A 21170-nucleotide genomic window follows, 5' to 3' on the forward strand; every position below is an offset into this window, starting at 1 on the left:
TGCTTAATTTGCGTTTTCCCTCTAAATAAACTCTAACTTTTTCAGGTTCTAAGGTGGCAAAGGGCGGAGTTCCCCGCCCATTCAGCTAAAAATTGCGAGCCTTAGCTACAGCCACAGCCAGCGTGGCCACAGCCACCGCTTTCTTTGCAGGTGCCGTTGGCACAGGCTTCGGAGCAGTAGGGTTTGCCTTCAACCATGATGGCCTCGCTGAGGGAGACAATGCAGAGACAGTGGGGGCAGGCGCATTTCATTTGGGTAACGGTTGTCATGGCTTTTTTCTCCAAATGGGTGACACAAGGGAGGTATGCTTCACCTCTCCTTTAATATATCTGAACAGTTGTTCAAACGTCAATTAGTTAGCACCTGATCAACGCCTATGATGGAAGTATGAATACTAAAATTTTTGCTCCTTCTCATCCTCATCATCCAGAGGCTTTGGCACGAGCGAGCGATCGCCTGCTCTCTACGGAAAAAGCCCAACGGATGGCGCAATTTTTTGGCCTGCTAGCCGATGCCAACCGACTGCGGATTGTAGCCTTGCTCGCCCAAGGGGAGTTTTGTGTTGGCGATATTGCCGTGGCACTGGAAATGAGCGAGTCTGCCGTCTCCCACCAATTGCGGATGCTTAAGGCCATGCGACTGGTCAAGTTTCGTCGCCAAGGGCGGCATATCTTTTATCAATTGCTAGATCACCACGTCCTCACTCTTTATGAGGCGGTCGCAGAACACTTAGATGAAGACGCATCAGACACTTCAGGGAGTGGGAACGGGGCAAGATGAGGGTGAGGCAAGTCCTGAACCAGCGGGGGCAGCTTCTAAAATTTGGGTTGTGGTTAGTGTTGTGTAGGTGGCGTAGGTGCAGCCCGTAAACGCTTTCAATTCTGAACGCTCAGGGGTGGCTTGGAATTCAGCATACTTACTATCCGCATCGGTGATCTCGTAATCATAGTCGGGCGTATCACTAAAGCCGATTTGTAAACTTGCGATGTCAGTGGTGAATGTGGGATTGGCCAAACGGTAGGCCTGTTGCGCACGGTTGACCGCACCAACGTTTGTTTTGGCTTGGGATTCGCGGGCTTTGGTGGCTTGATTTAACATGGAGGGGAGGGCGATCGCGGCCAAAATCGCAATAATGATGACGACGACGAGCAGTTCAATGAGGGTAAGGCCTTTCGAGAGGATGAGCGATCGGTAGAACCAAGGCAAATTAAGACGGTAAGGAGACATAGGGCGGCTCTCAGGTTAGACTCGTCTTCACTCTCAAGTGTTCCCACAGATCTCCGTAAAATTACAGGCAGCTCCCCTATAGCCCCAGTAGTTTTTTCTTGGCCGCTTGGAACTCCGCTTCTGAGAGTAGCCCCTGCTGGTACATGGCCATCAGTTGTTGCAGTTGCTCTAAGCCAGAGGAACTCGCCGAAGCACTGGTTTCAGGTGTTGGTTCGGGTTGGGATGGAGGTGGTTCAGGAGCAGGGGACGTTGGTGTGGGGCTAGGGGCTGGTGTGCCTTGAGCCAATTGATAGGTTTGGATCACCTCTTGGAGAATGGCGGCTTCTCGCTTATATTCAAGGCTGTCGCGTCCTCCAGCTTTGTGGAGTTCTTCCTCGCGTCGCTTCAAGTAGTTCAGTAGATGCTCATAGAGGACTTGCTTTTGTTCTGGGGTTTCGGCTGCTTTGAGAATAACGGTCACTTGGCGCTGAATTTCCTCTAAGTCGGGACGGCAGGCCAACACCTCTAGGACTTGGGTTACTTCCTCCCAGTTGGCGGCAATGTCCACATCTTCAAGACCAACGGCGGTATGGCGGGTGTAGCGGATGGTGGCTTCGCGGGTGGCGCGGTTTTCTGCTTGTTTGAGGACATCAAGGGCGCGAGCAATCACCACCAGTTTTAGAATTTGGGGGTTTTCTGGAAAGACATCCCAGAAGGGGGGATCCTTTTGCAGATGTACGGGGATGGGCAAATCGCGGTTTTCTCCCCGCAGGCGGGCGCGTTTGGCGGTAATCATTTGGCCTCGCCAATCTTGGTAGGACTGCCGCAGTTCGGGCATGCCCTCAATACAGCGTAGGGAAAAGCCCCCCATCTCTTGGACAAAGACAATGCGGTGGCGTTCGCGATCGCCCAAGGGCTTAATGTCATCACTGGTAATGCTCTGGCCATTCGGTTTGACGAGGTTCTTGAGCAGCGGAATCAGTTTTTTGGCAGCCAAATCGGTAGTATTTTCACCGCCGACAATGGCGATATTGGTATTCACTGAAGGAGTAAAGCCAGCATCACGACCACTCATGACCGCTTGGGAGAGCAATAGCAGTGGCTTTGATTTCTGATAGGCCATGCGCAGGACACTGAGGATTTCCCCTTCATCGTTGCGATAAACCTGCAACAGGCGATCGCAGGCGGTGAGATCCCGCACAAGGCGGCTCTCTTCTGGGGCATTTTGCACGGTGCGCCGTACGGTTTCTTGGATAATCTCCCGCAGGTCACTTTCTTGGACATCCGCTAGTTGTGCCAAATCCAATAGGCGCATCACTTCATTGGCGGCGCGGGTTTCCTTCCAGAGGGGACTGGCCTCCTGCAACACCGTTGCTGCCGTTGTGGTACAGAGTTGGTTCAGGCCAATGGCAAATGTGGACTGCACCCCGGTATTGGCACCCGCATAGCGTTCCACCAAGTCTTGATAGAGGCCATTGAGTTCTTGGCGATCGTAGAGCTTCACCCCATTGATTCGCAGGGCATCGGCACTATCCGCTTGACTATCGGCCATCGCCTTGAAACCATCCCGTAAATTGAGGAGCCGCTGGTTGAGCTTGGCAAGACGTGCCTCCATCCCTTGCAGCCATTCCTCCAGTTTGCCCATCACCTCTTTGGCCAGAATGCGGGCTTTGGCTTGAATGATGGCATTGAAACTGCCCTCAATCCCCTCTAGGGCCTGCTGGCAAAATTCCTCCATTTTGGCTTGCTTGGAGATGCCAAAGAGAGTGCTAAAGTGCTGGATGTCCTGCAGGGCATTTTCGTATTGTCGCTGACGATTGGTGATATTGGGTTGCCAAGTATGCTGAATTTCGCGGTCGTACTTTTCTGCTTGGCTCATAAAAATTTGGCGAATTTGCTGCAGAAAGGCATTGGCAAACTTCAGCCCCCGATTGCGATCTTCAACAATGCGGTAGAACTCCTCCTCAAGACTTTGGCGAGCCTGCTGGATAATTTGATTGCGGTTGTCGTACATGCGCTGCAAAAAGTCACCGTGGAGACGCTCATCGGGGCTAAGTTCGCGCAGGTGGGCAGCACGGTAATTGTCCACCTGTTCACCCAGCCAAGGCACAAATTGCAAAATTTTGCCTCTTTCGGCACCAATCATGCCCCCTACCCCCTGTTGGGTACATTCAAGGCGGTTTTCACGGCTAATTTGATTGCGTAGATCGTTAACCCAGCGGGAAATTTCCTGCATGTAGGGGCGATCGCCCGCTGCTGCTAAGGCCAGTACCAAATCCACATCCAGCAAGTTCATGGGTTTCAGGAGACTCTGGGTCACCTCTAAAAGCTGGGGTGGCAATTGCACCGATTCGTTCAGCCACCAGTGAATAAAGTCTTGGCAAAGGCGATAGGTCAAGGAGGCGCGAATTTGGGCAATGGGAATTTCGACACTGGAGAGGCCAAAGGCCATAAAGCTCTTGGGATAGCCCCGCCCCCCGGCATCCTGAGAGGCCCAAGCCGCCTTAATGTTGTCGCGAATCGAGCGTTTGTGGGGCGCAAAGTCAGAAGTGAGATCCAAAAAGATATTTTGGGCAATCATCTCGCGGATCTCATCGAGCTTGAATTCATTCTCGCCATTTTTGGTGCCCACGAGGTAGGTAAAGTCAAAGGGAGGACAATTGTAGCGCACTTCATCGCTGAGGCTGCTACTAAATTGCGCCACGTACTCGGTGCGGTAGTCGGCAAAGTAACTGAGTTCCATGAGGGCGGCATAGCCATTGGCCAGCACGCGATCGCCGACACTAATGGCCGCAAAGGCATTGGGCATGGGCACAATTCCCGTGACGAGGGGACTCGACTGCCCCTTGAGCCAGTGGCGCACACAATAGCCCAAGTCAATGAGCATACCGCTACCGGTGCCCCCAGAGAGGGAGCCCGTAATAAAGACATTTAAGCTGCTGTTGTTGACCTTGACCCCATAGCGGCTTTGCATATAACTTTCGTGGCCTTTAACGCGATCGCTGGCCGCTTGGAACTTTTGTTGAATCGCATGGTAGTTGCAAAAGAAGGCAAACCGACCACAGGCACGGATTTGACCTGCCCCAGCCTCTAGGGCGGTAATGTTGCGCTCCAGTTCCTTGGGAAACCAAGAGGCAATCCACGGGTAGTTGTCGAGGTTTTGAATAATTTGCTGCACATTTTTGCCACTGACACTGGCCCAGTGCTTTTCGTTGTCCTTGAGGGGAGAGCCGGCGGCGAGGGGATTGGTCACTTTGTAGTCGCGATCGGTGTCAATGGCGAGGAAGCTAATCACGGGAAACTGTTTCAGACTGCCGTAGGTTTCTTCCACCAGTCGCCGCACCCGCGATAGCACCTCAATGCCTGTACCTCCCACGCCAACAATTACTGTCGGAACAATGGACTTTTCCTCCACCTGTGCAGGCATGATTCCCGTCTCCGTGACCAGTCATCCCCATCCTAGCAAGGATGTCTACCAAGTCTGGAGTGGCCTGTCCATGAATACCATCCCTCAGGAGAGCAGAGAACCGTGGTAGTAGGAGACTCATTGACTGGGAACTGGTACGAATCCTCTCACGGCAGTACCCTGTGGATTTCGGGGCTGGTTCATTCCCTGATCGGCAGCAGGGAGCAGCCGCAGTTGCCAAAATTTGAGGCGCCTTCACGATAGATTGAAAGATGTTTGCGCCCTGAGTATCGTCATGACAGCTTCTTCTCCGGTTTCGACAACAACTGCCCCTTCCCTAACACCGGTGGCGGTACCCCGCCGGGATCTGACTGTGCCGCTGTGGTTAGCGCTGGCGATCGCTGCCGTTGCTACGGTGATCCTTTACATTTTCTTTTTGCCCCTTCAGGGCACCTACCTTGGCCAACTGCTCCTCAATCGTGGCTGGACGCAACCCGTGGCTGTCTTTTTTGCGTGGACAGTTTTGGTGTTTACGATTTTGAAGGCGATCGCCCTCGTTCAACAAGCACCCAGCCTGCGGCAAATCTGGATTCCCGCCAACTACCCCTTCACCTCAATGCGGGATATTTTGCAACTGCAGCAAACCCTTGCCCAACGGCGGACGCTGCTGCCCAATCGCTGTGCCCGTGTTTTAGGCGCGTTTCTCAGTAGTGGCCAGCGAGAGATTGCCGTTGAAGCCGCCGCAGAAGAGAGTGGCAGTGCCGCAGCCGCCACTGATGCCTCCTATACGATTCCCCGTGTTCTCGTCTGGGCGATTCCCCTGCTGGGCTTTATTGGCACCGTGGTTGGGATTAGCCAAGCGGTCAGTGGCTTTTCCAGCTTTTTGGAGACGGCTCAGGACGTGAACCAAATCAAGGAGGGGATTGGCGGTGTGACGACGGGGCTAGCAGTGGCCTTTGATACGACCCTCGTGGCCTTGGTGCTGAGTGTGCTGGTGATGATTCCGATGGTGATCGTTGAACGCTGGGAGAATAAGCTGCTGCTGCAAATTGACACCTACATTAACGATCAACTGCTGCCCCGCCTCCCCGTTACGAATACGTCCGCAGGGGTGGATCGCGACACCCTCCAAGACATGATTCAGGAAACGATTCGCACGGAGCTGCCCACGGAGGAACGGCTGCAACAACTCTTGGACAATTTAAATCAACTGGCCCGTGCCGTGGTCAGGGATCGGCAGCAATTTGTGGCCACACTGGAGGAGCGCCAGCAACAGTCCATTGAGCAGTTTGAGCGCCTCGTGACCCAGATTCAGCACAGCCAAGGGGAACTACTGGCGCACGTCAATCAGGAACAGACCGCCATTGCCCAAGAACTGCGGCAACAAAGTCAGTACATTGCTCAACTCTTGGCCGAGAGCGATCGCACCCTGCAACAGCGGTTACAACTGTTAGAAACCCTCAACCAAGCCCTGCAAGCCCTCGCCGATACGGGTAATCTGCAACTGCTGCTCGATAGCCTCAACCACACGCTGGGGAATTTGCAACCGGTACTACGGCAACTGGCGCAACCTCGACGGGTGACGCTGGTGGAGCAGCCCAGTTCCTTGGAGGGGGGCAATCCCTAGACTGCGAGGAACCGCTGAATCCCGTCTTGGCTGAGATCACCGGTGGGGTCAGAGGCCACAATGCCCCCCTTTTGTATCGCATAGCACCAGTCTGCCCCCCGCACAACGTGGAGGTGCTGCTCCACTAGGAGGACCGAAATGCCTCTTGGCTGAGATCTGCACCCATGGGGTAGAGCATTTTCTTCAGCACAGGAAAGAGTTCAAAATCTCCTTAACCCGGTGGCCATTGCATGGCTCGCCCGCCCAACAGGTGCAGGTGCAGATGATAGACGGTTTGACCGCCATCGGGGCCATTGTTAATGACAATCCGATAGCCATTGTTTAAACCCTCTGCCTCAGCAATGCGTTTGGCCGTCAGCAGCAGGTGCCCCAGCACACGGTGATCTTCCGGTTCTGCCAAGCTCAGTTGGGGAATCGGCTTTTTGGGGATGACCAGAATATGCACGGGGGCTTGGGGGTTGATATCACGAAAGGCCAAGCAAAGGTCATCCTCATGGACAATATCCGCTGGGATCTCGCGGCGAATGATGCGGCTAAAAATGGTTTCCGTGGTCATGGTTTCACTCCTCACAGAGGTCTAATGGTTTAGGGATCCACCCAGCGGCCATCGGCTTTGATTAATTCCACAAGGGCAGCCACCCCTTCAGATTCCGGCACCTTTTTCACTTCCTCACGACCGCGATAGAGCGAGATATAGCCGGGTTGTTTGCCCACATAGCCATAGTCGGCGTCGGCCATTTCCCCTGGCCCATTGACAATGCAGCCCATGACAGCAATATTCAGACCCGTGAGGTGTTTGGTGGCTTCGCGGACTTTGTGCAGGACTTCCTCAAGGTTAAAGAGGGTACGGCCACAGGAGGGACAGGCCACATACTCCACCATGGTGCGCCGCAGACCCAAGGCTTGCAAAATGCCGTAGCAGACGGGAATTTCTTTTTCGGGGGCTTCGGTGAGGGAGACACGAATCGTATCGCCAATACCTTCGGCAAGGAGGGTGGCAATGCCAGCAGTGGATTTGATGCGGCCATACTCGCCATCGCCGGCTTCAGTGACTCCCAAGTGGAGGGGGTAGTCCATGCCCAGTTCATCCATGCGCTTGACCATAAGGCGGTTGGCGGCAATCATCACGGGTACCCGTGAGGCCTTGAGGGAAATTTCAAGGTTGTAGAAATTCAAAGACTCGCAGATGCGGATAAATTCTAGAGCCGATTCCACCATGCCTTCTGGGGTGTCCCCATACGTAAAGAGCATCCGCTCAGCAAGAGAACCGTGATTGACGCCAATGCGCATGGATTTGCCCTGATCCCGCAGCGAGATCACCAGTGGCTCAAGGGTTTCGCGAATTTTGGCACCAATTTCCTCAAACTCGGCTTGGGTGTATTCAGTGCGATCGGGCTTGGGTTTCTCAAAGACGTATAGCCCCGGATTGATGCGTACATTGTCCACATACTTGGCAACTTCGAGGGCAATTTTCATGCCGTTGTGGTGAACATCGGCAACCAAGGGCACAGGTTTGTAGGTTTGGTAGAGGCGATCGCGAATCTCTTCCATGGCTTTAGCATGGGCAAGGCTAGGCACTGTCACCCGCACAATTTCACAGCCAATTTCATGGAGACGACGAATGGCGGCTACTGAGCCTTCAATATCTAGCGTGTCTTCATTGATCATCGATTGCACCGCCACAGGATGACCGCCCCCAATGATGACAGAGCCAACGGGCACGGGACGGGTTTTGCGACGGACAATGGCGGTTTCTGTCGGAGTAGCTTGAACAGGACTCGGCAGCGTTTGCATAGGATGTGAGTGGCCAAATTGCGCAACTTCTCCCTTTCAGGATGCCATAGAAGCGGCAAGCTGCGGCAGGCGATCGCCTCCCAAGAGATTTGCTATAATTTTCTCGAAACCTAAAAAATACTCAAACGTCCCCTTCATTGTTAGCAGCAGCCTTTAACAACCCTAACGCTGTTTCTAGCACCCGAACTGCTGTCGCCGGAGGTAAGTGACGCAATTTGCCAAGAATCTCAGTCACCAGTTGTTCTTCTTCGCGGTTGGTGACATCCGTTTGGTCGAGGTAGGCGATAAAACTTTCTAAATCCTCAAAGCCAAAAACACGACATAACTTTAATAGATTTTCAGTATTTGGAAATGAAGCCATATTTTCCCATTTTTGCAAGCAGGTATAGGAGATTCCCAGCTCGGCGGCAAAGGCACGTTGACTGCGTATCCCCCGTTTTTGGCGTAGCAGCCTAGAGAGTTGTTTTCGAGAGAGTGGACTAACCATGCGGAACCTAAATAGACCCTTGGAAAGGGCACTGCGTCTTTCAATAACTTTACATGTCAAGCTCATCAATGAATACCCCCACTACCTTGTCAAAAGTTGTCGCTTGACAACCTTATTGCCCGCAATTAACATTGAATTGTTGGGCACAGATTGATAACAGCACTATGCATCCTGAGGACATTAAGGCAGAATTGCGGAAACGGGGCTGGAATGGCGCTAAAATTGGCCAAAAGCTAGGGGTTTCCCGTCATTGTGTATCGGCAGTGATTCGTGGCCGCTCCCGCTCGGCAATGATTGAGAAGGAAATAGCAACGATTCTTGAAAAGCCCCTTTACGTTGTTTTCCCCGATTACTATAGTTATCAATCGCCTCCTGATTAATTTTTTCTACTTAGCAACTATCTTTAGTATAGTCTGATAATTAAAAAAACTTTTATTTTGGCAATCAATCTTCACCTAGCCAGTGTGTTCCTGAAATACTGCTTCGTGGCGTAAATGTTATCTTTCCCTTTTGAAAAAAATTTGATGTCAGAAATGAGGGGCACACTTAGAAATGAGGGGCACACTTGTTGAATATATCCGCCTCTTTCCTGAGCCGATCGCGATCGTGAACAGTAGCGGTGAAATTCTAGCAATCAACGATGGTGCCTCGCTCTTTTGGCAACAGGATGCAGAAGCCTTAATTGGTAAATCCCTCGCAGCGCTGCTGCAACAATCGCCGGAGCAGGTACAGGCATGGTTAAAGCTCTGTCAAAGCAATGCCCAGATGTTGGCTGCCCATTTTCCGATTCCCAACCCTGAGACGGATCAGTGGGTTATTGAAGGCATTGGCGTCAATCTGGATGATGAACCTGCGATTTTGACGCGGATTGTTCCTAGCTTTTGCCACAATCAGCAGTTACTCGCTGCCCAGTTGCAACAACTACAGGCCGAACTGGCTCGGCAAATTGCCCTTGTGACGGAATTGCAACAATGCCAACAAGCCCTAGAGCAGGAAAAACAGCACCTCCAGATCCTTGCGGAACGGGATCCCTTAACGGGGTTAGGCAATCGTCGCTTTTTTGACATAGCATTGAATCAGCTCTGGCAGCAGGCTCAAGACCAAGGCCATGCTTTGACGCTGGCTATCATTGATATTGATGACTTCAAGGCCTATAACGACTGCTGTGGTCACTTAGCGGGCGATCGCGCCCTGCAACAGGTGGCTCAAACCCTTAAGACCCATCTGCGCTCCAACGATATCATTGCTCGCTACGGCGGTGAGGAGTTTGCCCTTGTGCTCTCCCATGTTTCTGCTGATACGGCTCTACACATTGTTGAACGAATGCTCCATCATGTCCGAGAGATGAAAATCCCCCAAGGGGAGAGGGCACACCATCCCTACATAACAGTCAGTGCTGGGTTATGCTTTGTTCCTGCCAAGGCAAGTGAGGGCACCTTAACGGAGATTTTTGCCATTGCTGATGCCGCCCTTTATCAGGCCAAGCAACAGGGGCGCGATCGCTGTATTCTGCTGGAGTGGTCACACAATGGGTCTTCTAATCTTGGGGCTTGTGATACTGGTTGGCGATCGCCGCCACCTCCGCTAGGATAAACTTGAGTTGCGTTTCCGCCAATGGCTATGAATACTGCACCGAACTACTTTATTGCCAGCCAAATGACGATTGAGCCGCAGATTATTGTGGCGCAGAAATTCAAAGATACCTTGGGGGAAGACGTTTCTAAGGCGTGGGCAAACTTTGTCGATTCGGGTCAACTGTGGGCACTGATTATTGGTCTGGCCATTGGCTGGATCTTTGGCAAGCTCCTGAATTTTTAGCCCTGAGAACTGCCTGTGACCGCCCAACCCCAGCCTTGGAGCCAGCGCTTTGAACAAGCCCTCCATCCGGCGATCGCCCGCTTTAATGCCAGTATTGGCTTTGATATTCGCCTCATTGAATACGACCTCACCGGCTCCCAAGCCCATGCCCGCATGCTGGCAAAAACGGGGATTATTTCCCCTGAGGAAGCCGAAACGCTGATTCAAGGCCTAGAGCAAATTCGCCAAGAATACCGGGATGGCCAGTTTACCCCCGGTATTGAAGCAGAGGATGTGCACTTTGCCGTCGAACGCCGCCTCACAGAACTGGTTGGGGATGTGGGTAAGAAACTGCATACGGCGCGATCGCGCAACGATCAGGTGGGCACGGATATTCGCCTTTACCTGCGCTCAGAAATTGACCATATTCTTCGACAACTGCGACAGTGGCAGCGCACTCTTTTGGACTTAGCAGAATCCCATGTGGAAACGCTCATCCCCGGTTACACCCACTTGCAACGGGCACAACCCCTGAGCTTGGCTCACCATCTACTGGCCTATGTGGAAATGGCCGAGCGGGACAGCGAGCGACTGCGGCAAATTCGTGAGCGGGTGAATGTCTCTCCCTTAGGAGCTGGGGCACTGGCGGGCACAACGTTTCCCATCGATCGCCACTACACAGCAGCATTGTTGGGTTTTCGTGAACCCTATCGTAATAGCCTCGACGCCGTCAGCGATCGCGATTTTGCCATTGAATTTCTCTGTGCCGCTAGCTTGATCATGGTGCATCTATCGCGGCTCTCGGAGGAGATTATTCTGTGGGCCTCTGAGGAATTTGCCTTTGTCAAGCTCACCGACACCTGTGCCACGGGTTCTAGCATCATGCCCCAAAAGAAAAATCCCGATGTGCCGGAGTTGGTGCGGGGCAAAACAGGACGGGTGTTTGGCCATTTGCAAGCCCTCTTGGTGATTATGAAGGGGCTGCCCTTGGCCTACAACAAAGACTTGCAAGAGGATAAAGAGGCGCTTTTTGATGCTGTGGATACCGTCCGTGCCTGCCTAGAGGCAATGACGATCTTGATGGCCGAGGGAGTGGTGTTTCAACCGCAACGCTTGGCGGCGGCTGTGGAGAGCGATTTTGCCAATGCCACCGATGTGGCGGATTACTTGGCCAGTAAGGGGGTGCCCTTCCGTGAGGCTTATAACTTGGTGGGGCAGGTGGTGAAAACTTGTCTTGCTGAAGGGAAATTCCTCAAAGACCTCACCCTTGAAGAATGGCAAGCCCTGCACCCCGCCTTTGCAGCGGATATTTACGAACGCATTGCACCGCGACAGGTGGTGGCTGCCCGCAATAGCTACGGGGGCACAGGGTTTGATCAGGTGCGCCAAGCCCTCGCAGCGGCTCGCGATCGCCTTAATGATTTTTAATGAAAAATGGTGTCATTTACCCTTAGTCTGAAAAATAGACTGTACTGACGGTCGCTTTTAGAAACAAAACGTTGCAAATTTTTAAGAAGGATCTCGTGATGACGACGTCTCTAGCGACGAAATTGCGCGAAGGCACCAAAAAAGCCCACACCATGGCCGAGAACGTTGGCTTTGTGCGCTGCTTCCTCAAAGGCACCGTGGAAAAAAGCTCCTACCGCAAACTCGTTGCCAGCCTCTATCACGTTTACAGTGCCATGGAACAGGAAATGGAGCGGCTCAAAGACCATCCCATTGTTGGCAAAATTTACTTTCCGGAGCTGAACCGCAAAAATAGCCTTGAGCGAGATCTGACCTACTACTTTGGTTCCAATTGGCGGGAAGAAATTACGCCCTCGCCAGCCACACAGGCCTATGTAGCCCGCATTCATGAAGTGGCGAACACCGCCCCCGAACTGTTGGTGGCGCACTCCTACACCCGTTACCTTGGCGATCTTTCCGGCGGCCAAATTCTCAAGGGGATTGCTGAGCGGGCGATGAACCTACAAAATGGCGAAGGTACGGCGTTTTATCGCTTTGAGGCCATTAGTGACGAAAAGGCCTTTAAGCAACTCTATCGCCAACGCTTGGATGAATTGGCCGTAGATGAAGCAACAGCGGAGCGGATTGTGGATGAGGCCAATGCCGCCTTTGGGATGAATATGAAGATCTTCCAAGAACTGGAGGGCAACCTCATCAGAGCCATTGGCCAGTTGCTCTTTAATACCCTCACCCGTCGCAAACAGCGCGGCAGCACCGAATTGGCCACTGCTGAGTAGCCTAGAGGGTAAAGTTAAAGGCCTTGACCAGCATCCCCGGCACCGTAATACCTCCAAGGGAGCGGCGCTCATAGGTGTCGGTGTGGGCAATCCAAAGCGGGGTGTCTGTCAAGGCTTCGAGGTTGTCTCCCCAAAACTCATAGAGACTGTCATCAAAGCGCAGGTCTGTAATGGGTGCAACAATTTTGCCCTGCTCTACCCAAAAGCAGGCGTAGCGGGTCATGCCGGTCATTCGTCCATTGGGGCGATCGCTCCAGTTGAGGTAGTGTAAATTGCCCACATAGAGACCCGTATCGAGGGCAGCCAGCACCTCCTGCTCTGGTAGCGTGCCCGGCCAGAGGAGGGGCGATCGCAGAGTTTCTTGGCGGTTGGCACCATTGGCCACAAGGTGGTATTCCTGAGCGGTGCGCCGACTAATGAGTAACGTTTGCAATTTGCCGCGATCAATCAATGCCAAGCAAGGGGGCGCAATATCGCCATCGGCATTAAAGCGGGGCACCGTTCCGGTGGTAAAGTCCTCCTGCAAACTAAAGAGGGGAGAGAGGGTTGCCCCTTCCCGTAATTTGGCGAGGGCACTGCCGCCTTGACGATAGGCCGCTTCACTCACGGCTCCCCAAGAGAGCATGCCCACCAGTTCAGCCACCGCTGCCGGGGCAAAGTAGGTGCGATAGCGTCCCGCTGCTAACTGACGGGGAGGCTGTTCCAATTGTGCTAACTGCTGGCGATCGCCCTCAATTTGAGCTTGATAGATGACAGTGTCCCAATGGGTACTGGCATAGCTATTTTTCACCGCCTTGCCCGCCGCTGTAAAGAGAGAATAATCCAAGCAAAACGTTTCCGTAGCAAACCAGTGCTCCTGCCCAGCGGAGTTAAAGCTCCCACGAGCGATCGTCCCCCCACTGTAAATGCCCACAAAATCAAGGCCTTGAACGGGTGTCAGAATTGTCTCTACCACTGAGTCAGGATCAGGTAAGCGGCCAAGGTAGGTATCCTGAATCGAACCGGTATCCGTTGGTGGCACGAGGTAGGGATCCACAGGGAGTTGCACCGTTTCTGAACGCAATGCGGCCAACTGCTCTAGGGCAGCCGCTAGATCCGTCGTTCCCGTATAGGGAAACGAGGTGCTTGCCGTCCGTTGCTGCGATTGCAACCGCAGGGTCACCACCGTATCTTCTACGGTGCCAATTTGCCGCACCCGCGCCCGATTGAAGCGAATAAACTGGCTGGATTCACTGGCAATTTCAACGAAAAGCGCCTCTGTCGGTTTCAGGGCAGCAAACAGCTCATGGCTCAGGTGCTGAGCAGCAGAAAAGTCAAGGGTCATGCGGCGCAGAGTTTTTGTGAAGATTCTCAAAGGTATTCCTTGGTATTCCTTAGGTTAGCGCATTCCCCCCCTGCATATTCTTCAAGCGTCTTGCATTGTGGCTCTGCCTAGGGCACGCTGAGACAAGAATCCCTTAATAGTTCCGCTGCATGTACTTGGTCACGGGTGCCACAGGACAATTGGGTTTGCGGGTGGTGCGCCGCTGTATCACGTTGGGGCTGCCGGTACGAGCCTTTGTGCGCCTGACGAGCCAATACGATCTCCTCAAGGAATGGGGTGCCGAGATTTTCATTGGCGATCTGCAACAGCCCCGCGATATTCAGGCTGCCATGGCGGGCGTGGAGGCGGTGATTTGCTGCCATGGTAGTCAGTTACTCAGCCGTGCCATTCAGGCCATTGATTACCGTGCTACGTTGGATGTGATTCAGGCGGCTCAGGAACAGGGGGTACGCCATATAACCTTGATTTCTCCTTTGGCGGTGACGGGCGATCGCCAGCAGTCCCCCTTTCTCAAGGCCAAGTACGAAGTCGAGCAGGTGCTCATCAGCAGTGGCCTCAACTATGCCATTTTCCGCTGCCCCACCCTTATGTCTAGTTTGCTGCCCCTTGCGGAGCGCTTTCAGCAGACGGGGGTTTACATTGTCCTTGGAGATCCCCAGCACCGCCTGCAACTGCTCAGTCCCGAGGATTTAGCCCGCTGTATTCTCGTGGCTAGTCAAGCCAGCCAACCGGCCATTTTTAGCTTGGCACATCCAGAGGTCTTAACCCGCCAAGAGATTGCCGATCGCCTTGGTCGCTTTTTCAATAAACGCCCCTTTGTCATGACGGTTCCCCTAGCCGTGATTGACGGCGCTCGTCAGTTTTTGGGAGTGATGAATCGGGATCTTGAGGCCAGCCTAGGAACGCTGCGAACCCTATTGGCCTATGAAAGTCTCTGCCCTGCCAGTGAAATTGAACGTGCCCAAACCTATTTTCAACTCTCCTTTGAGTCCTTAGAGACATTCTTGGATCGCTACTTCTAGCCGCGAATATCCCCACAGGGGCGATCGCGATAGGCCTGCCAATAGCGATTAAACGTGGCCCAGTCAAAACTACGCGGATCCATGCGCTCCCCAGAGCGATCCACCGCCGCATGGGTGGTTACCCGTTGGAGATCAATGCCCGTTTGCGCCACCAGCCATGCCAAGGTACGGTACTGAGCATCGGTATAGCCCGCATGGGTAGAACCATTATGGCGACCTTCAGGAGGGGTTTCTAGGGAAAAGTGGAGGGCAAAATTGTTCACCGAAGGGGCAAGGCGGGGGTTGGTCTGCACCGTTTCCCTGCCAAAGACAGAGTTGCCCGCACCATAGGCACGCTTGGACCAAGGCACTAAGTGCAGCAGCCAACCCCTGAGGGTGATCAATTCATGGTAGCTGGCTTGATCTTCATCGCGGGGATGCGGTGTTTGGAAAAAGTTGAGGGTGGCTTGGGCAGAGGCCACGGTTTCATGGAGAACAATCAGGGGCGGGTAGGTCACCACTTGACCCCGCATATCGGTACGGTAGCGATCGCCAAAATTTGTGGGGTGGGCCGGCACACGGTACCAAGGGGGGGCGACTGGACACTGTTGGTGGGCTTGGCGCACTTGGGCAAAGAGCCGTTCATACTCAGCGCCATCACTGCGTTGCAGGGGCAAACGGCTATCCTGTGGCGGGGGTTGAGGCGGTTCAGGTGGCCGATCAAACTGGGGGTCATCAATGGACAGCGCTTGGCTGAGATCTAGGGGGGGATCGCTAGCGGGCATTGATCCGATGATGGCGCTCCAGAGGGACAACACCACCACGGTGGCGATCGCCAAGGAAATGAGAAACCGCCCGCCTTGGGAAGGACGCAGCATAGGCACAAACGAACCAATTTGGCACAATACAATCAAACCCTAAGCCGAAAATTTGGGATCAGCAAGCGGATGATTATTGTTCTAAAAAGTGGCACCCCCAGTGAAGAAATTGAGCGGGTCAGCGCTGAGATGCGCACTTGGGGACTCACCCCCGAAAAAATTGTGGGCAAGCACAAGGTAGTTATCGGCCTTGTCGGCGAAACTGCGGAACTCGATCCCCTGCGGATTCAGGAAATTAGCCCTTGGATTGAGCATGTGCTGCGGGTTGAGCAGCCCTTCAAGCGAGCCAGCCGCGAGTATCGCCACGGTGAACCCAGTGAAGTGGTGGTGCCAACGCCCAACGGCGAAGTTATTTTCGGCGAAGGTCATGATGTGGTGGTGGTGGCAGGACCTTGCTCCGTTGAAAATGAAGCGATGATCCTTGAAACGGCGCAGCGGGTGAAAGCGGCGGGTGCCAAGTTTCTCCGCGGTGGCGCCTATAAACCCCGTACCTCCCCCTATGCCTTCCAAGGCCATGGTGAAAGTGCCCTTGATCTGTTGGCAGCAGCAAAAGAAAAAACGGGCTTGGGCATCATTACCGAAGTCATGGACGCAGCGGATCTAGACAAAATTGCTGAAGTGGCCGATGTGCTGCAAATTGGTGCCCGTAACATGCAAAACTTTTCGCTTCTCAAGCGGGTGGGTGCCCAACCCAAACCCGTGCTTTTGAAACGGGGGATGTCTGCCACCATCGAGGAATGGCTGATGGCTGCTGAGTACATTTTGGCGGCAGGGAACCCCAATGTGATTCTCTGTGAACGGGGCATTCGCACCTTTGACCGTGAATATACCCGCAATACCTTGGATTTAGCAGCGATTCCGGTGCTGCGCAAGCTCACCCATCTGCCGATTATGATTGACCCCAGTCATGGCACCGGCTGGGCAGAATTTGTACCTGCCATGGCCAAAGCCGCCGTGGCCGCAGGTGCCGATGCCCTGATGATTGAAGTGCACCCCAACCCAGCAAAAGCCCTCTCCGATGGTGCCCAATCCCTCACGCCGGATCAGTTTGATGAGTTGATGCAGGCCTTGCAACGTCCCCTTGTGAGTCTCAGTCGATAGGCTGCCGAGATGACCGATATGCTGGTCAAGCTCTACGAGCTAGCGGTGGATTGGCCCGCCGTCATGGCGCATCAGCAGCAGGGGATTCACTACCGCCAGCCTTTGGGGTCAGAAGTGGATGGCATTGTCCAGTGGGTGGGCGATCGCTTTAGTGCCGGTTGGCGCAGTGAAGTGGCTCTTGCCTTGAGTCAGCGTCCGCCACGGGGACTGATTGCCGTTGAAAATGGCGAACTTCTAGGCTTTGCCTGCTACGATGCAGCCGCCCTGGGACTGTTTGGGCCAATGGCTGTGGCCGAACCCTATCGCGGGCGGGGGATTGGTCGCCTGCTGTTGCAGTTAACCTTGGCTCAGATGCAGGCAGCGGGCTATGCCTATGCCGTGATTGGCTGGGTTTCCTCAGAGGACTTTTATGCAAAGACCGTTGGTGCCATGCCGATTCCCAATTCGCGGCCCGGACTCTGGCAAACGGCCTTAAACCTTGGGCAGTTGACTAACCCGTCAGGCTCTTAACGAGGAGGCCAAGGACAAATCCCAAACCAGCAAAGCGGACAAAGTGCCAAAAGTTTTCTTGAGCCAGAATGTCCTGCCAGCATTCCCGCGCTGCTTCCCCTAAATGGAACAGGAGGGTCAGGCCAAACTCCGCCTCTAGTTGCCGCAGCTCTTGGACGAGGCGATCGCGCTCTTGATCTAGGGCAGCCTGATTACCTCCTTTCAACCGTGCTTGGGTGGCTTTGATCTGCTCGTACTCACGGTAAAGCTCTGCCATCCGTGTTTGCGTCTCTTCATAAACCTGACGCACCTCATCTTGGGGTTCCACAACCTAGCCCCCATGACTGCGGGGATCATCACTGCGTTGGCGGGCGAGGGGACTCGTGAGTTGGGACATTTCACCCGTCAGTTGACCGTAGGGCAAGGGGAGGTTATTGCTGAGGGCTTCAAGATTTTTGGCCATCACTTCCTTGGGTTGCAGGCCGATCGCCACTGCTTGGGGTTCCAATTGCCGATTCAGAAAGACAAAATGGGGAATGCCATCCACATTAAATTGCTCAATTTCCGGTAGCCACTTGGTGTTGTCCACATTCAGCATGACGAAGTTCAGGCGATCGCGATATTGCGCCTTTAATTCCGCCAAATCCTTGGCCATGGCGCGACAGGTGCTACACCAGTTGGCGTAAAACTCCAAAAGTGTCGGCTTGCCATTGACTTGAGCCTCCTCCCAAGGGGTGGCTTGGCGGGCTTGCTCGGCGAGGGTGAGGGGTTGATTGCTACTGCGCAGACCCGCCAATAGGGCAAGACTAATGAGAATGGCGACAACAGCAATCACAAAATTCCGTAACCGTTGACCACTGGCTGCCGTTGCTGCTCCCATAGGGCATTCCTTGCACGTCTTAACACGTTGATCCTAGCGGATTTTCTTCCCAAGAGTTGCCCCATGTTGACGTACAGCGCTTTTCACAGGGATTGAACGGCCTTGAAAGGGTCAAACTTCTTTGACACTCATCCCGCTAACGCTAGGCGTATAGCAGGAGATTCCCCGTTCACAGAGTCATAGAACAAGCTCCTATCCGCTTTGTGTACCGTTTTTTAGAAACAGGCTATACCTTTGCTATGATAGATATTCTGGAACTTGGGCGGTTAACTCAGTTGGTAGAGTATCTCGTTTACACCGAGGCTGTCGGGGGTTCGAGTCCCTCACCGCCCATCAAGGATTCCCTAAGACTCTTCGCTATCTTTAATCTGAGATTGCCGCTGCTGGCGTAACCATGTGGCTTCATCCAAGCTGTCTTTGGCCACGACGATGTACTCATTCTCTTGGCGATCGATAATTAAAATCTCCTGACCATGCTGGGGGGTGACCGTTGCCCAAGGGGGGAGCACTGCCGGCAGAATCAGCCGATTGCGATTGGCATCCAAAACACTCACTTGGCCAATACCAGTACCACTGCGGGGAATATGGGCAGAACTGACGTGGCCACTGCACCCCAGCAGGCGATCGCGACTGGTATCTTCACTAAACTGCGCAAAAATTTGCCCCAAAGGCCGTGAACACAGCCCCCCAATTGTTAGCGCCAACAGCAGTGCCGCGATCGCAATCACCCCAGACCACACCACCCTCGGCCAACTGCCACTCAGGGTGTAAAAGAGAACATTAAAAAACCAGCCCAGCACGCCCAAAAGGCTAAAGTCTAAGGCGAGCAAGAGAATGAGGGGCGCTCTCCCCACCCCCAACCAATGCAAAATTGTCAGAAATGAGATGCCCTCCTCTAGATCGACCTCCACTTCCAAGGGATCGGCATCTCCCTCTAGCTCGACCTCTTCAGCGCCCACATCGCCAAAGATCACCGTCAAAAAGAGCAAGATCCCCATGCCCAAGACAATCCAGTAGGGAGTGTGAATCAAGTGAAATAGCATTGCCTTAGTACATAAAGGGATTTTCAGGCTCAGGAATCGGCGTTATCGTCTCAGCAACCAATACCAATTGGCGGCGGTCGTTGAGGGTTTCTGTGGTCATCCGACCTTCAACGCGAAACCACTGATCTTGGGGATAGGCTTGGCGCGATCGCCCCAATTTCACGGGCAGTCCCACAGGATAGGCATCCGCTGCACAACAGGTAATGACAAAACGGGTGAGCGTGAGATAAGTCTCTGGCAGTTGGGGACTATGAACCGCAAATCCCTCAATGCGAGCGGGCAACCCCCTATAGGCATCGGGTTCGGGATAGACATCAAGGGTGCGAATCCAGTCAATGAGCGTCCGCTCCTCAGGCCGTTGATTGAGGCGAAAGGCCACTGGACTATTGCGGGTCACTGTCAAGCCATCCTCGAGACCGCGATGAATGGCCGTGGCACTATTGAAAGGACGGGGCGTAATCACCAAACCCACGACTGCCGCGAAAATCAGAATACTGAGCGTCCAACGAGCCGGTAAGAGGGCAACATGCCGCACAGGTGTCACTCGCCCCCGCCATAACCGCCACCCTTGCCAACCACTCACAGCAACTAAAAGAAACCCAGCGGCGATCGCCAGTCCAAAGTAGTTGGGGTGAATCAGTAACCCCAGTCGCCCCTGCAACCAATATCGAAGAAACAACATTCCCCAGAGGAGAAGTGCCCCAACCGTCCACCACTCTTGCTGTAGCCAGCGACGGCGCATCATCATGCGTTGGACACGCGGAGAATAGCGATTGGAGGAGCTAGAAAACATCGGGCGGTGGAAAATTCGCCATCCCTAAACATTCTAGGGGGAATCCTGCCACTGCGGACTTAGCTCACGAAAGTTAAAGAGGGTGGCCTTGGGATGACATTGGGCACAACCATCGAGGGTGACGGGCTGCGGTACCGCAACACGGGGATGGAGGATGCGAAAGAAGGGCGATCGCCCGACGCGAAAGGGAATTTGGGCATCGTTGGGCAGGGGTCGCGAATAGGTGCGCAAATAGTTCCACAGGGGAACCAGCTCTGGGCGGGGAATGGGTTCGAGGGTTGCGCCGTAGTGATTGGTATCTTGAATCAGTACCTGCCATGCCGGAGTGGGCAATGTTTCCGGGGGGACTGCGAGGTGACAACTGCCACAGCGCCGCAGATAGATTTGCGCTCCCAACTGGGCATTCAAGGGCAAAACATCGACGGTACCGCTCCAGTCGGGGGTGGCGATCGCTGCTAAGGCTGTACCCACTAGGGCACAGAGCATCAAAAGAACTACCCCTACCCCCCAGCGCCAGTGTTGTCTAATCTTGGATATACTCAAGCCCTTCATCCAAACAAAACTGTGCCCGCATCAATTCACGACCGAGATAGGCCGCATGGTCAAACATCGTCACCAGTTGGCGATCCTTTTCAAAGAGTTCAATACACAACTCCTTGGCTGTTCGACCGCTGAGTACTAGATCGGGTTCCCGCGTTACTTTCCCTTTGGTGGGAATGGGTTCTCCCGTATCGGGATCCACCGCTAAGCCCTTCTCATTGATGTCATTGGGATAGTGTTTCATCCAGATCAGTTCTTGCGCAGGGTCAATGTAGATAATGAAATACCCTGCCGGATCGAGATGAATAAATCGCTGCGATAGCTTGTTGTCAAGCGCCGTGCGTTCTGCTTTGCTCAACGCCTATCTTTCCTCTAATGGATTCACTCTTTATTGTACGGCGAACTCGACTGGAATCTGCGAGCCGAGCCTTGAGTTTTGGGACATTCGCGTTATAATGAAAATTACGCAAAAATTTCGGCTCAGTAGCTCAGTGGTTAGAGCAGGGGACTCATAAGCCCAAGGTCGCAGGTTCAAATCCCGCCTGAGCCACTTCTTATGAC

24 protein-coding genes, 2 tRNA genes and 1 pseudogene are annotated in these 21170 nt (G+C 53.6%); 12 read left to right on the top strand and 15 right to left on the bottom strand.

Annotated elements, in window-relative coordinates; genetic code table 11:
• Positions 1-101: 101 nt before the first annotated feature.
• Positions 102-269: a metallothionein gene (locus RHJ31_RS00185; protein WP_149817054.1), complete on the bottom strand. Its 168-nt coding sequence runs from the start codon at positions 267-269 to the stop codon at positions 102-104.
• Positions 270-387: 118 nt separating this feature from the next.
• Between RHJ31_RS00185 and RHJ31_RS00190 the strand changes: the two genes are divergently transcribed.
• Positions 388-780, top strand: coding sequence for a helix-turn-helix transcriptional regulator (locus RHJ31_RS00190; RefSeq protein ID WP_302676919.1), 393 nt, complete (start codon positions 388-390; stop codon positions 778-780).
• Here the strand turns inward: RHJ31_RS00190 and RHJ31_RS00195 are convergent.
• Complete coding sequence (locus RHJ31_RS00195) at positions 754-1227, bottom strand: type IV pilin-like G/H family protein (protein ID WP_302676920.1); 474 nt, start codon at positions 1225-1227, stop codon at positions 754-756. The genes RHJ31_RS00190 and RHJ31_RS00195 overlap by 27 nt on opposite strands.
• 76 nt (positions 1228-1303) lie before the next feature.
• Positions 1304-4633: a tubulin-like doman-containing protein gene (locus RHJ31_RS00200; RefSeq protein WP_302676921.1), complete on the bottom strand. Its 3330-nt coding sequence runs from the start codon at positions 4631-4633 to the stop codon at positions 1304-1306.
• Between the two features lie 274 nt (positions 4634-4907).
• Here RHJ31_RS00200 and RHJ31_RS00205 point away from each other — a divergent pair, with 274 nt between their 5' ends.
• The gene (locus RHJ31_RS00205) at positions 4908-6239 is read left to right on the top strand and encodes a MotA/TolQ/ExbB proton channel family protein (RefSeq protein ID WP_302676922.1); all 1332 of its coding nucleotides are present in this window, start codon (positions 4908-4910) and stop codon (positions 6237-6239) included.
• On the opposite strand, the pseudogene RHJ31_RS13120 reads toward RHJ31_RS00205, so the two are convergent.
• The 4 genes and pseudogenes from RHJ31_RS13120 to RHJ31_RS00225 form a co-directional block, all read right to left on the bottom strand.
• A pseudogene (locus RHJ31_RS13120) lies at positions 6236-6382 on the bottom strand (ABC transporter ATP-binding protein); the annotation flags it as partial. The gene RHJ31_RS00205 and the pseudogene RHJ31_RS13120 sit on opposite strands and share 4 nt — an antisense overlap.
• A gap of 68 nt (positions 6383-6450) precedes the next feature.
• Complete coding sequence (locus tag RHJ31_RS00215) at positions 6451-6795, bottom strand: histidine triad nucleotide-binding protein (protein WP_302676923.1); 345 nt, start codon at positions 6793-6795, stop codon at positions 6451-6453.
• Between the two features lie 29 nt (positions 6796-6824).
• Positions 6825-8033, bottom strand: a complete 1209-nt coding sequence (gene ispG / locus RHJ31_RS00220) for a (E)-4-hydroxy-3-methylbut-2-enyl-diphosphate synthase (RefSeq protein WP_206200565.1) — start codon at positions 8031-8033, stop codon at positions 6825-6827.
• A gap of 121 nt (positions 8034-8154) precedes the next feature.
• Complete coding sequence (locus tag RHJ31_RS00225) at positions 8155-8520, bottom strand: helix-turn-helix domain-containing protein (protein ID WP_302676924.1); 366 nt, start codon at positions 8518-8520, stop codon at positions 8155-8157.
• A 164-nt stretch (positions 8521-8684) separates the two neighbouring features.
• Here RHJ31_RS00225 and RHJ31_RS00230 point away from each other — a divergent pair, with 164 nt between their 5' ends.
• From RHJ31_RS00230 to RHJ31_RS00250, 5 genes are all read left to right on the top strand, one after another.
• A complete protein-coding gene (locus tag RHJ31_RS00230; RefSeq protein ID WP_302676925.1) occupies positions 8685-8900 on the top strand; it encodes a helix-turn-helix domain-containing protein in 216 nt (71 codons plus the stop codon).
• Between the two features lie 172 nt (positions 8901-9072).
• Complete coding sequence (locus tag RHJ31_RS00235; RefSeq protein ID WP_302676926.1) at positions 9073-10113, top strand: GGDEF domain-containing protein; 1041 nt, start codon at positions 9073-9075, stop codon at positions 10111-10113.
• A gap of 27 nt (positions 10114-10140) precedes the next feature.
• Positions 10141-10338 (top strand): hypothetical protein, encoded by a 198-nt coding sequence (locus tag RHJ31_RS00240; protein ID WP_225901602.1) that lies wholly within the window; start codon positions 10141-10143, stop codon positions 10336-10338.
• 15 nt (positions 10339-10353) lie between these two features.
• Positions 10354-11745: an argininosuccinate lyase gene (argH, locus tag RHJ31_RS00245; protein WP_302676927.1), complete on the top strand. Its 1392-nt coding sequence runs from the start codon at positions 10354-10356 to the stop codon at positions 11743-11745.
• Positions 11746-11843: 98 nt separating this feature from the next.
• The gene (locus RHJ31_RS00250) at positions 11844-12560 is read left to right on the top strand and encodes a heme oxygenase (biliverdin-producing) (RefSeq protein ID WP_302676928.1); all 717 of its coding nucleotides are present in this window, start codon (positions 11844-11846) and stop codon (positions 12558-12560) included.
• A gap of 1 nt (position 12561) precedes the next feature.
• Here RHJ31_RS00250 and RHJ31_RS00255 read toward each other — a convergent pair whose 3' ends face one another.
• On the bottom strand, positions 12562-13884 hold the full coding sequence (locus RHJ31_RS00255) for a metallopeptidase TldD-related protein (RefSeq protein ID WP_310828487.1): 1323 nt from the start codon (positions 13882-13884) through the stop codon (positions 12562-12564).
• 149 nt (positions 13885-14033) lie between these two features.
• Between RHJ31_RS00255 and RHJ31_RS00260 the strand changes: the two genes are divergently transcribed.
• The gene (locus RHJ31_RS00260) at positions 14034-14906 is read left to right on the top strand and encodes an SDR family oxidoreductase (protein WP_302676930.1); all 873 of its coding nucleotides are present in this window, start codon (positions 14034-14036) and stop codon (positions 14904-14906) included.
• Here RHJ31_RS00260 and RHJ31_RS00265 read toward each other — a convergent pair.
• Positions 14903-15763, bottom strand: a complete 861-nt coding sequence (locus RHJ31_RS00265) for a peptidoglycan recognition family protein (RefSeq protein ID WP_302676931.1) — start codon at positions 15761-15763, stop codon at positions 14903-14905. The two genes, RHJ31_RS00260 and RHJ31_RS00265, sit on opposite strands and share 4 nt — an antisense overlap.
• Before the next feature lie 69 nt (positions 15764-15832).
• Between RHJ31_RS00265 and aroF the strand changes: the two genes are divergently transcribed.
• A complete protein-coding gene (gene aroF / locus RHJ31_RS00270; RefSeq protein ID WP_302676932.1) occupies positions 15833-16864 on the top strand; it encodes a 3-deoxy-7-phosphoheptulonate synthase in 1032 nt (343 codons plus the stop codon).
• Positions 16865-16873: 9 nt separating this feature from the next.
• Complete coding sequence (locus RHJ31_RS00275; RefSeq protein ID WP_302676933.1) at positions 16874-17374, top strand: GNAT family N-acetyltransferase; 501 nt, start codon at positions 16874-16876, stop codon at positions 17372-17374.
• Here RHJ31_RS00275 and RHJ31_RS00280 read toward each other — a convergent pair.
• Complete coding sequence (locus RHJ31_RS00280) at positions 17355-17681, bottom strand: hypothetical protein (RefSeq protein ID WP_302676934.1); 327 nt, start codon at positions 17679-17681, stop codon at positions 17355-17357. The two genes, RHJ31_RS00275 and RHJ31_RS00280, sit on opposite strands and share 20 nt — an antisense overlap.
• A gap of 3 nt (positions 17682-17684) precedes the next feature.
• Complete coding sequence (locus RHJ31_RS00285) at positions 17685-18233, bottom strand: thioredoxin family protein (RefSeq protein ID WP_302676935.1); 549 nt, start codon at positions 18231-18233, stop codon at positions 17685-17687.
• 260 nt (positions 18234-18493) lie between these two features.
• Between RHJ31_RS00285 and RHJ31_RS00290 the strand changes: the two genes are divergently transcribed.
• A tRNA-Val gene (locus RHJ31_RS00290) sits at positions 18494-18566 on the top strand.
• An 11-nt stretch (positions 18567-18577) separates the two neighbouring features.
• Here RHJ31_RS00290 and RHJ31_RS00295 read toward each other — a convergent pair.
• Genes RHJ31_RS00295 through RHJ31_RS00310 form a run of 4 tightly spaced genes read right to left on the bottom strand, consistent with a single transcriptional unit; the run spans position 18578 to position 20967 of the window.
• Positions 18578-19276 carry an OB-fold-containig protein gene (locus RHJ31_RS00295; RefSeq protein ID WP_302676936.1) on the bottom strand — a complete coding sequence of 233 codons (699 nt, stop codon included), beginning with the start codon at positions 19274-19276 and terminating at the stop codon, positions 18578-18580.
• 4 nt (positions 19277-19280) lie between these two features.
• Positions 19281-20069: a TIGR03943 family putative permease subunit gene (locus RHJ31_RS00300; RefSeq protein WP_302676937.1), complete on the bottom strand. Its 789-nt coding sequence runs from the start codon at positions 20067-20069 to the stop codon at positions 19281-19283.
• 33 nt (positions 20070-20102) lie between these two features.
• Positions 20103-20555 (bottom strand): diheme cytochrome c, encoded by a 453-nt coding sequence (locus RHJ31_RS00305; protein WP_225901605.1) that lies wholly within the window; start codon positions 20553-20555, stop codon positions 20103-20105.
• A 37-nt stretch (positions 20556-20592) separates the two neighbouring features.
• The gene (locus RHJ31_RS00310; RefSeq protein ID WP_149817099.1) at positions 20593-20967 is read right to left on the bottom strand and encodes a DUF4346 domain-containing protein; all 375 of its coding nucleotides are present in this window, start codon (positions 20965-20967) and stop codon (positions 20593-20595) included.
• A 119-nt stretch (positions 20968-21086) separates the two neighbouring features.
• Here RHJ31_RS00310 and RHJ31_RS00315 point away from each other — a divergent pair.
• Positions 21087-21159, top strand: a tRNA-Met gene (locus tag RHJ31_RS00315).
• The last annotated feature ends 11 nt before the right edge of the window (positions 21160-21170 follow it).

This window comes from Thermosynechococcus sp. JY1331, from assembly GCF_031583475.1.
Taxonomy (GTDB): Bacteria; Cyanobacteriota; Cyanobacteriia; order Thermosynechococcales; family Thermosynechococcaceae; genus Thermosynechococcus.